The sequence below is a fragment of the Trichothermofontia sp. genome (assembly GCF_053493415.1).
Genome location: NZ_JBRCAD010000003.1, coordinates 22349 through 32044 on the forward strand (window position 1 = coordinate 22349; position 9696 = coordinate 32044).

At 52.6% G+C, this 9696-nt stretch carries 7 protein-coding genes; 5 read left to right on the forward strand and 2 right to left on the reverse strand.

Going from position 1 to position 9696, the window contains the following annotated elements; all coding sequences use genetic code 11:
- Positions 1–101 precede the first annotated feature (101 nt).
- Positions 102–1460 carry a helix-hairpin-helix domain-containing protein gene (locus ACWIUF_RS00390; RefSeq protein ID WP_448570176.1) on the forward strand — a complete coding sequence of 453 codons (1359 nt, stop codon included), beginning with the start codon at positions 102–104 and terminating at the stop codon, positions 1458–1460.
- Between the two features lie 69 nt (positions 1461–1529).
- On the opposite strand, the gene ACWIUF_RS00395 is transcribed toward ACWIUF_RS00390, so the two are convergent.
- Positions 1530–3344 (reverse strand): GAF domain-containing protein, encoded by a 1815-nt coding sequence (locus tag ACWIUF_RS00395; protein WP_448570177.1) that lies wholly within the window; start codon positions 3342–3344, stop codon positions 1530–1532.
- Between the two features lie 661 nt (positions 3345–4005).
- Between ACWIUF_RS00395 and hemJ the strand changes: the two genes are divergently transcribed.
- From hemJ to ACWIUF_RS00410, 3 genes are all read left to right on the forward strand, one after another.
- Positions 4006–4578 carry a protoporphyrinogen oxidase HemJ gene (gene hemJ / locus ACWIUF_RS00400; protein ID WP_448570178.1) on the forward strand — a complete coding sequence of 191 codons (573 nt, stop codon included), beginning with the start codon at positions 4006–4008 and terminating at the stop codon, positions 4576–4578.
- Positions 4579–4700: 122 nt separating this feature from the next.
- Entirely contained in the window at positions 4701–5786 is a 1086-nt protein-coding gene (locus tag ACWIUF_RS00405; RefSeq protein ID WP_448570179.1) for a PIN domain-containing protein, read from the forward strand.
- A 272-nt stretch (positions 5787–6058) separates the two neighbouring features.
- The gene (locus ACWIUF_RS00410) at positions 6059–6478 is read left to right on the forward strand and encodes an ester cyclase (RefSeq protein WP_448570180.1); all 420 of its coding nucleotides are present in this window, start codon (positions 6059–6061) and stop codon (positions 6476–6478) included.
- Positions 6479–6697: 219 nt separating this feature from the next.
- On the opposite strand, the gene aqpZ is transcribed toward ACWIUF_RS00410, so the two are convergent.
- Positions 6698–7441 carry an aquaporin Z gene (aqpZ, locus tag ACWIUF_RS00415; protein ID WP_448570182.1) on the reverse strand — a complete coding sequence of 248 codons (744 nt, stop codon included), beginning with the start codon at positions 7439–7441 and terminating at the stop codon, positions 6698–6700.
- A gap of 510 nt (positions 7442–7951) precedes the next feature.
- On the opposite strand from aqpZ, the gene ACWIUF_RS00420 reads away from it, so the two are divergent.
- Entirely contained in the window at positions 7952–9601 is a 1650-nt protein-coding gene (locus ACWIUF_RS00420) for a mechanosensitive ion channel (RefSeq protein WP_448570184.1), read from the forward strand.
- The last annotated feature ends 95 nt before the right edge of the window (positions 9602–9696 follow it).

A 9696-nucleotide genomic window follows, 5' to 3' on the forward strand; every position in this document is an offset into this window, starting at 1 on the left:
TTGTTAGAGCCTTTCAAGAAGGGATGGAGTGTCGCGAAATTCCTTTTTAGAGTTGGCTTACAAGAAATTCAAGATAGAAAAAATTCTAGGGAGCTATCGTCGTGGCTAAGATTATTTCTCGTCAATTTCTGAATGTCCAAAAGGTTTATGATATTGGTGTGACTAAAGATCATAACTTTGTGTTGTCTAATGGACTAGTCGCTTCTAATTGCTTCAATAAATCCCATTCAACAGCCTACGGCTATGTCACCTATCAGACAGCCTATCTAAAAGCCAATTATCCCGTTGAATATATGGCAGCCCTGTTGACAGCTAACAGTGGCGATCAAGATAAGGTACAACGCTACATTGCCACCTGCCTCAGTATGAATATTCAAGTCGAACCCCCCGATATTAATCGCTCTGGCGTGGATTTTACGCCCTTAAAACAATCAATCCTGTTTGGCCTTTCCGCTGTGCGTAATGTGGGTCAAGGCGCGATCGAAGCTATCCTTGCCGCTCGCGCGGCGGGGGGGCCGTTTAAGTCCCTAGCCGATCTGTGCGATCGCGTCGATACCCGTGTGGTTAACCGCCGTGCTTTAGAAGCGCTGATTCATTGTGGAGCCTGGGATCGGCTTGAAGCCAATCGTCGCCAACTCATGGCCGATTTAAATCTCATCCTGGAATGGGCACAATCCCGCGCCAAGGATCGGGCCAGTGGCCAGGGCAATTTGTTTGATTTCTTCGGCATGACTACTACGAATACCCCCGAAACCAGCAACAGCTTTGAAGCAGCTCCCAAAGCTCCTGCTGTTGAAGACTACCCGCCGCCGGAAAAACTTAAACTGGAAAAAGAATTACTGGGCTTTTACGTTTCCGACCATCCCCTTAAGGAAGTTGCCCGATCGGCCAAGGTACTCGCTCCCATTAATCTGGGTTCGCTTGAACACCATTCAGATAAGTCTACGGTGAGTGCGATCGTCATGCTCACGGAGGCCAAACACGTGATTACTAAACGCGGCGATCGCATGGCGATTTTGCAAATTGAAGACCTGACCGGCAAAGCCGAAGCCGTCGTTTTTCCCAAAAACTATGAAGCGATTAAGGACTATTTAGAAGTCGATGTGCGACTCATCGTGTGGGGAAAAGTCGATCGTCGTGATGATCAAGTCCAGTTCATTATTGAAGATGCTGAACCCATTGAAACTGTCAAAATGGTCATGGTTGAACTCGCCGTCCAGCAGGCCAGCGATATCCAGGAACAGCATCGCCTGAAAACAATTTTATTAGAGCAACGTAGCGACGAAGAAAATGCCAAAGTCCCCGTGGTTGCGATCGTGTCTGCACCCAATGAACGGCAATTCGTGCGTCTAGGGTCCCAATTTCGGGTACGGGATGCCCACACTGCTGTGCAAGCCCTCACCCAGGCCGGATTCCACTGTCGTGCTGATAGCCTCTTACCCACCAGTAAAGCCAGCTAAATTCTTGCTCCATTCCCACCAACCCGAACGTACACTGACAACTCACCCGATTTTGGGTCAAGGTGATCGTTAGGTATGGGTCCTCTGCGCAAATTCCAAGATAAAGCTGGTTTGCTGATCCCGACTGTCGAGTCGAATCGTTGCCCCTAGAGCGGTCACCCATTTTTTGACCAGTGCTAATCCTAAGCCTGTCCCCTCATACTTCCAAGGATTAGCGTTGGGGACACGGTAAAACTTATCGAAAATATACGCCTGTTCCCCAACCGGAATTTCTATGCCAGAATTACTCACCCGAATCACAATCCCTTGGCGAGTCGTCGTTGCAGATACGGTAATCGTTTCTTCCGCCGGGGTATACTTCACCGCATTGTTGAGAAGTTCAGTCAAAATGTGTTCTAGATAGTGGGCATCGGTTACCAACGGGGGTAAGACATCAGGGACCGAGAGGTGGACCTTCAGGTGATGCTGACAGGCCCGCGCCCAGATAGGTGTGGTGATTGCTGGTAGCACCTCTTGGAGGAGGAGGGGCCTTAAACGCGGTGGCTCTAGCTCAGAGTCTAGATATGACATATCTAGCAGATTTTCGATCAGCCCAATTTCCCGATCGCCCGCTTCCTTGAGGATCTGTAGATACTGGTGAATGGCCTTGGCTTCAGTTGTGACCAGGGTTAAGGCATTCAGGCGGATCTCCAGCATTTTCACCGCCATTTTGATGCTTGCGAGGGGCGATCGCAGTTCATGGGAAATCGTACTCAGAAAGTCATCCTTGAGGCGGTTCAGACGTTCCAGGGCTTGCACCTGTTGCTGGGCCGATTGGTAAAGTCGGGCTTGGCGTAGCGCGATCGCACATTGGTTGGTCACCTGTTCTACCAGCCGCACCTCCTGCGGGGTAAATATTTCGTGAGATGCCTTAGCCAGATAGAGCGCCCCCAATAGCTTCTGGGTATCCCGTAGGGGTGAGAACAACCAGGTTTGGGCCACAGTTGGAGTCAGGCCATAGTCACAAAACTGACAGATTTCCCATTGCCAGAGGGGCGGGGGTAATAACATGGGTGTCGCCATTCTCCCGTTGTCCCCTAGCGAAGGGGTCGCACCACTTGCTTTTTGGGCAGCTACGATCGTCAACGCCGCCGATGCGTTAGGTTCAATCATGGCCAGACAGTGGTTCAACTGCAAGCGTTGCGCCAGTTCATCCACCACCGTTTGCAAAATTTGGTGCTCATCAAAGCTGTCCCGCACACTGGCTGTAATCCGCCGCAGGGTTGCTTCAAAGTTCAGGGCTTGCTGAAGTTGAGCTGTGCGTTCCTTGACCCCCTGCTCCAGGGTGTTATAAAGCTGGGCATTCTCCATCGCCAGAGCCGTTGTATCTGCTAGGGCACGCAGGACATCCACCTCTTCCGAGGTGGGCGTGTAGTGTCTCGCCCAGTAGGTCCCGATCGCGCCCACGGGATCACGGGTACGAATCGGCGTCATCATCAAACTGCGTACAAAGGTTGGTCGATAGGCGTCGATCGGAATGCGGGGATCGGTGTAGATATCGGGGATAATTGCCGGTTCCCGGTTCAGCATACTCCAGCCACTAATACAGGCCGTCAGGGGAAACCGTTGCCCTTTCCAGAGAGCTGCGATCGCATCCTCATCGGCGTAGTAACACAGATCGCCATCCTTCAAGACAAAGGTAGCCCCATCCGCTTGGGCAAGGCGACGGGCTGCCGTGCGGACAATGCCCATAATCGTCTCCAGATCACGGGCGGCAACCAACTGTTGAATTACCTGCACGAGATTCTGCAAGCGCTGATTACTATCCGTCAGTTGGGAGAGGGGACTGCCCCCTGCCAAATGCCTTGGGCTTGCCCGTGTTGAGGTTGACTGAAGCCCTGCCATAACTATTCCCCCCCCGCCTGGGGATCACGTCAAGATTGTCGCATCTTCTCCTAGGAACAATCCAACGTATCCCTTGGCCAATTTAAGAACTTCTCGATCCGGGAAGCCGGATGTGGGCACGATCCTGCTCCCTGCTTGTCGATAGATAGGTGCGTGGGGAATAGACTAGAACACTCCCCTCCTAACCTGATGACAACCCTATGAATCTATCAAGAGTATTCCCTCTTTTGGCTCACTCATTACCAATTCACTCATTACCAATGTTGCCATCTTAAACGCTGCTGCAGCCCACGATCTCAAGGTTCCGTTTAGACCTAGGCTGATCATCCCTGTCTACAAGGATTTTATCACCGTAGCAGGGATGCTTCCCTACATTCAATTCATAGCAAGGAAATCAACAAAATTACAGGATTTATGACAATATTTATTGTTTCTTGTTTTTTATTAAAGAAGTTTTGGTTTGAATAACGCTTGAATATCGCGTTTAAGTCCAGCGTTTTTTTACTGTACGGCAGGGCACTAGCCTCTGATGAACCTGGCGCTTCAGCCCCTAGCCGATCCCTGATTGGGCAAGGAAATGCTGTAGAACGTCCCTGCCCCCAGCCCCATCCAGTACGATAAGGGATGTGTATCTTCAGGACTTGTCTCAGGACTTAGGCGTATGGCTTATCTGTGGTACAAAGCATTTCATGTGATTGGGGTAGTCGTCTGGTTTGCCGGGCTGTTCTATCTGGTGCGGTTGTTTATCTATCACGTCGAAGCGGACCAGGAACCCGAACCTGCCAGCAGTATCCTCAAGAACCAGTACACCTTGATGGAAAAGCGGCTCTACACCATTATCACAACGCCGGGGATGGTAGTCACCGTAGCGATGGCGATCGGGCTGCTGGTGACCCAACCGGATCTGCTGAAGTCGGGTTGGCTCCATGCCAAATTAGGCTTCGTCGCCCTCTTGCTGATTTATCACTTCTACTGTGGCTACCTGATGCGCCGCCTTCAGGCCGGGACCTGCAACTGGAGCAGTCAACAATTGCGTGCCCTGAATGAAGCCCCCACCGTCCTGTTGGTTGTGATTGTGATGCTGGCTATCTTTAAGGGCAGCCTGCCCACCGACCTCACCGCCTGGGTGATTTTCGGCCTGGTGATCCTGATGGCGGTCACGATCCAACTCTATGCCCGCAAGCGGCGGCTCGATAAGGAACGGGCAATGGCAGCGGGTGGAGAAGCGGGTTAGGCTGTCCAATTGCCCTCAAATCAATGGTTGCGGCCAAGGCACCGAAAAAGGGGGTCGTATAATGGGGCCATGCGATCGCCGATCCGCAAGTTCGTTAGAGTTATCCTGGCAGGTCAGCAATCATGTTAGACACCATTATCATTGTCATCTTTATCCTGGCTGGGGCTGGTGTCGGTTACTACGGGATCGATTTTTTGCCCACCAGCGCCCTTGACCAAGTGAATAACCAGGAAGGACTGCGCCTGGTTCTGGCTGGGTTCTCGGCCCTGGTGGGTGGCATCACGGGGCTGGCTATCCAGACGGGCTATCGTCGGCTAGAGCGACAGGCCAGGGAAATGCCCGTAGATATGCTCCTCAGTCGGGCGGTGGGGCTGGTGTTGGGCCTGCTGGTGGCGAATCTAACCTTGGCCCCTCTGTTCCTGCTCCCGATTCCGTGGGAGTTGGCCTTTATCAAGCCCCTTGCAGCCATTTTAGGGAGTGTCATGTTTGGCTTTTCCGGCATGACCTTGGCTGATATTCATGGGCGTACCCTGCTCCGGTTGATCAATCCCCACTCTGTGGAAACGATGCTGGTGGCGGAGGGCACTCTCAAACCGGCTTGTACCAAAATTCTGGATACGAGTTGCATCATTGACGGACGGGTCGAGGTGCTGCTGGATACGGGCTTTTTAGAAGGCCAAATTCTCGTCCCCCAGTTTGTCTTGCAAGAACTCCAGCAGGTGGCCGATGCCTCCAATGAGCAAAAGCGGGTAAGGGGACGGCGGGGGCTGGATATTCTCAAGCAAATGAAGGAAACCTACCCCGATCGCATTGTGATTCACTCCGCCGATTATGAGGATATTCCCACGGTGGATGCCAAGCTGGTCCGGTTAGCCCAGGAACTCAACGCAACCCTGCTTACCAATGACTACAACTTGAATAAGGTGGCTACCTTACAACAAGTGGTGGTCCTGAATATTAATGACCTAGCCCAATCCCTCCGGCCTACCTACTTACCGGGCGATAACCTCAACCTGAAGATTCTCAAGGGGGGCAAAGAACCTGCCCAGGGCGTGGGGTACCTGGATGATGGGACGATGGTTGTTGTGGAGGAGGGCAGCGTCCATATCGGCCATGAACTCCAGGTGGTGGTGACAGGTGCGCTCCAGACCTCGGCGGGGCGGATGATTTTTGCCAAACCCCAGGGATCTTCGATCGTGGCTTCCTAGTGCAGTGCACATACGGGCACCTCGAAAAATCCACATTTTGCCTGTGCAAGCAATGTCATCTCGTCAGTTAGGGTAGGGCAACTGCCCCCATCCCAGATTATTAATCGAGGTGTTCATAATGCTCTGAAACGTTCGTCGTAACGACTTGAGTCAATACCGTAAATCCAGTACTACAAACGTGGCAGAATTGACGCATCGAGCTAGGCGACGTAACACCTTTGGCCTATTGCAGGCCGCGCAGGGTGCCCTTGACATTAACCAGAGGATGGCTCATGGCGATTGACCATAATAAAGCCCTTGTCCGTCGCTACTGGGAGGAGGTTTGGAACCAGGGTAAGCTGGACTTGATCCCGGAATTGTTGCATCCCAACTATATTCTCCGGGAACCCTCGGCGGAAGCGGATGTGGTGGGCCATGAGGCGGTGCGCCAGTTTATTCAGACCTATCGCCAAGCGTTCCCTGACCTACATTTTGCGATCGCCGATATGCTGGCCGAAGCCGATCGGGTTGCGACCCGCTGGCTGGTAACGGGCACCCAACAAGGTCCCCTCAAGGGATTGGCACCGAGGGGGCAGGCGATCGCCGTGAGTGGGATTAGCATTATCCGTATTGCCGAGGGTAAGTTAGCAGAAGACTGGGCCAATTGGGATACCTTCGCCATGCTCATGCAACTGCAAGATCCCAATGCTTAAACCGACGCAATCTTGACGCCTAGCGCTGCTCTCTATCCTCTGTGCTTATGCGGTATGGGTAGTCCTGACGGCGAATAAACGACCGAATAGGGCGCTCAAATATATGGCCTGGCCCTGCCTGGGCATGGCAGGGCTATCACCTCAAAAAGCCGGTCGTTAGGGGGTAGCCTATGCTGTTCCCCCTTGTCTCAACGAGTCAACGCGGACCCACGATTGCCCCTAGGACGGTGTTTCGCCTCGGGGAATTTCGTTGCTAGCCTCAAAGAAGCGGGAGTAGAAGAAACCCGCCAGTCCTCCGCCTAAAATCGGGGCCACCCAGAACAGCCACAACTGGGCGATCGCCCATCCCCCCACAAACAGGGCGGGTCCGGTGCTACGGGCCGGATTCACCGACACATTGGTGACCGGAATCCCGATCAGGTGAATCAGGGTTAGGGCTAAGCCGATCGCGATCGGCGCAAACCCAGCCGGAGCGCGGCGGTCCGTCGCCCCCATGATCACAACCAAAAAGATGAAGGTTAAAACAACCTCCGCCACAAATCCCGATAAGAGGGAATAACCGCCGGGGGAATGTTCCCCATAGCCATTTGTAGCCAGGGGATTGGAGCCAGTCAAGGCAAAATCAGGATTACCGGAGGCAATCAGGAAAATAATGGCAGCCGCAAGAATCGCGCCAAAAACCTGGGCACCAATATAGGGAAATAGCTCAAACTTTGGGAACCGTTTGCCGGCCCACAGCCCAATTGAAACGGCGGGATTCAGGTGGCAACCAGAAATATGCCCGATCGCAAAGGCCATTGTTAAGACGGTTAACCCAAAGGCGAGAGAGACCCCAGCTAGCCCAATGCCGATCGCATTATTGGCATCCGGAAACGCTGCGGCCAAGACCGCACTCCCACACCCCCCGAAAACTAACCAAAATGTGCCAATAAACTCAGCAACACATCGTTTTGTCAAGGTCATTCTTTACTGAATCCTTAATTTTAATTTAAACAATCCAAACAGATAGATAACCCTGGGTGTTGCTAGAAAAGAGTTTAGCAATCCGCAGGGCATTGCCTACACAAGTATGAAGATGCTGAAAACAGACTGATTATATCAACTAACCTTGACCAATCGAGCCGGATTTCTCAGTCGATTTATAAAGTTTTATGTTCGCTAGTGACGAGTTCCCCTAGACTGGCAGGGACAACCCAACACCGGTATGCCTGTGATTGTCCCCGAACTACTCGCCCTTGATCATCCGAGCGTCGGCATTGACGCCATTTCTCAAAACCGATAGTCTGACGGTATGTTTAAGTAGTTACCCTTTAGCAGGGTTGACGAATTCATCGCGATTGCAAATATTCAAAAAATCGATGAGCTGTTGTCCTGAACCTGAATTCAGTACCCAGTCAACACCAAGATGATTGTCATTGGTTTGGCGATCGGCTGAAGAGAACCGGAAAACTTGCACAGTGGAGTTCTTTCCCTATGGCTGCTCTACAGGTTGTTTTAAACCTTTTGGGTGTCCCCCTAGCCCAACTAGACTTACGCGATCCCGGTGCCGCATGGACACAGATCCAACGTGATCTAGGTCCATTTATTCTCAGTGTGGCGGGGGCGATCCTGCTCTTGGTGGCGGGTTGGATTATTGCCGCGATCGCGGCTGCCTTTACGCGGGGGGTGCTTAAGCGAACGGCGATCGATAATCAAATTGCCAACTGGATTACCGGTGGGCAACAGGCAGGCCGCCCATCTCCCCAGCTTGAAAAATGGGTTGCCAGTATCGTTTTCTGGATCATCATTATTTTTACCCTGATTGCGGTTCTTCAGACCTTACAACTCTCAGGAGTGTCACAACCCTTACAATCGCTGCTGGATCAAATTATTGGTTTTATTCCGAAATTAGCGGGAGCAGCCCTATTACTCGCCGCTGCTTGGATTTTAGCCACGATCGTCAAATTAATTCTGACCCGAACCTTGGAGACAGCCAAACTTGATGAACGGCTGGGTGAACAGGTGGGTGAGCAAGTGGGTGAACAGGTGGGTGAAGGGGCGATGTCGGCTCCCTATTCCCTGACCCAGACCATTAGTAATGTGGTTTATTGGTTCATCTTTTTACTCTTTCTGCCCGCCGTCCTGAATACCCTGCAACTCCAGGGTACCCTCCAACCTGTGCAGCAATTATTGAATGAAATTTTACTAGTTTTACCCAATATTTTTGCCGCCTTACTGATTGGTTTTGTCGGGTGGTTGCTGGCCCAAGTGGTGCGCCGAATTGTCACTAATTTCTTGGCCGCAGCGGGCGCGGATCGCCTGGGGGAAAAATTTGGCCTGACCCCAACCACAACGAGCCAATCCTTTTCCTGGATTGTGGGGTCAATTATCTATGTCCTGATCCTGATCCCCACGGCGATTTCGGCCCTGGAAGCCCTGCGAATTAGTGCAATTTCCCAACCCGCGATCGCCATGCTGGAGACAGCATTAGGTGCCCTACCCAGGCTCTTCACCGCCGTTTTAATCCTGATTGTTGCCTACGTCATTGGCCAATTTGTTGGTGAATTAGTCACCCATGTCCTTACGGGCATTGGCTTTAATAACCTATTTGCTTGGCTCGGCTTGCAGCCTACCCGATCGCAACCGACGGATACTCCCCCCCCAGCTCCAGAGATTTCGCCAAGCACCCCCTCCCCCCGGCAAACTCCCTCAGAAATCGTCGGTGTCATCGTTCTGGTGACGATTCTCCTGTTTGCGACCGTGGCGGCAGTGGATATCTTGAACATCAGCGCCCTGACTACCCTGGTGAGTGGCATTATTGTGATTGCAGGCCGCATTCTGGCCGGCCTCGTCGTCTTCGGCATTGGCCTCTACCTAGCCAACCTGGCCTATACCCTCATTGCCGGGGCCGGTAACCGTCAGGCCAACATTTTGGGCCAAACTGCCCGCATCGCTATTTTGATCTTCGCCGGGGCAATGGCGTTGCAACAAATGGGCATTGCGCCTGACATTGTCAACCTCGCCTTTGGTCTTCTTTTAGGGGCGATTGCCGTCGCGATTGCCCTTGCCTTTGGGCTAGGAGGCCGGGACATTGCCGCCGAGCAAATTCGGGAGTGGTTAGCCCTCCTGAAACAGCCCCGCTAGGTCTTAAGGCGACTATACCCCGTGCCCTGTCTGGGTGTACCTTGGTGCGCTTTGCACCATCGTGGTTCACCCCGTCCCCGGCATCAACCCCCTTC

Excerpts from the sequence above, each read along its gene's own strand:
- ACWIUF_RS00420 (WP_448570184.1), top strand. The coding sequence starts at position 7,952 with ATGGCTGCTCTACAGGTTGTTTTAAACCTTTTGGGTGTCCCCCTAGCC.
- hemJ (WP_448570178.1), top strand. The coding sequence starts at position 4,006 with ATGGCTTATCTGTGGTACAAAGCATTTCATGTGATTGGGGTAGTCGTC.
- ACWIUF_RS00405 (WP_448570179.1), top strand. The coding sequence starts at position 4,701 with ATGTTAGACACCATTATCATTGTCATCTTTATCCTGGCTGGGGCTGGT.
- ACWIUF_RS00395 (WP_448570177.1), bottom strand. The coding sequence starts at position 3,344 with ATGGCAGGGCTTCAGTCAACCTCAACACGGGCAAGCCCAAGGCATTTG.
- aqpZ (WP_448570182.1), bottom strand. The coding sequence starts at position 7,441 with ATGACCTTGACAAAACGATGTGTTGCTGAGTTTATTGGCACATTTTGG.
- ACWIUF_RS00410 (WP_448570180.1), top strand. The coding sequence starts at position 6,059 with ATGGCGATTGACCATAATAAAGCCCTTGTCCGTCGCTACTGGGAGGAG.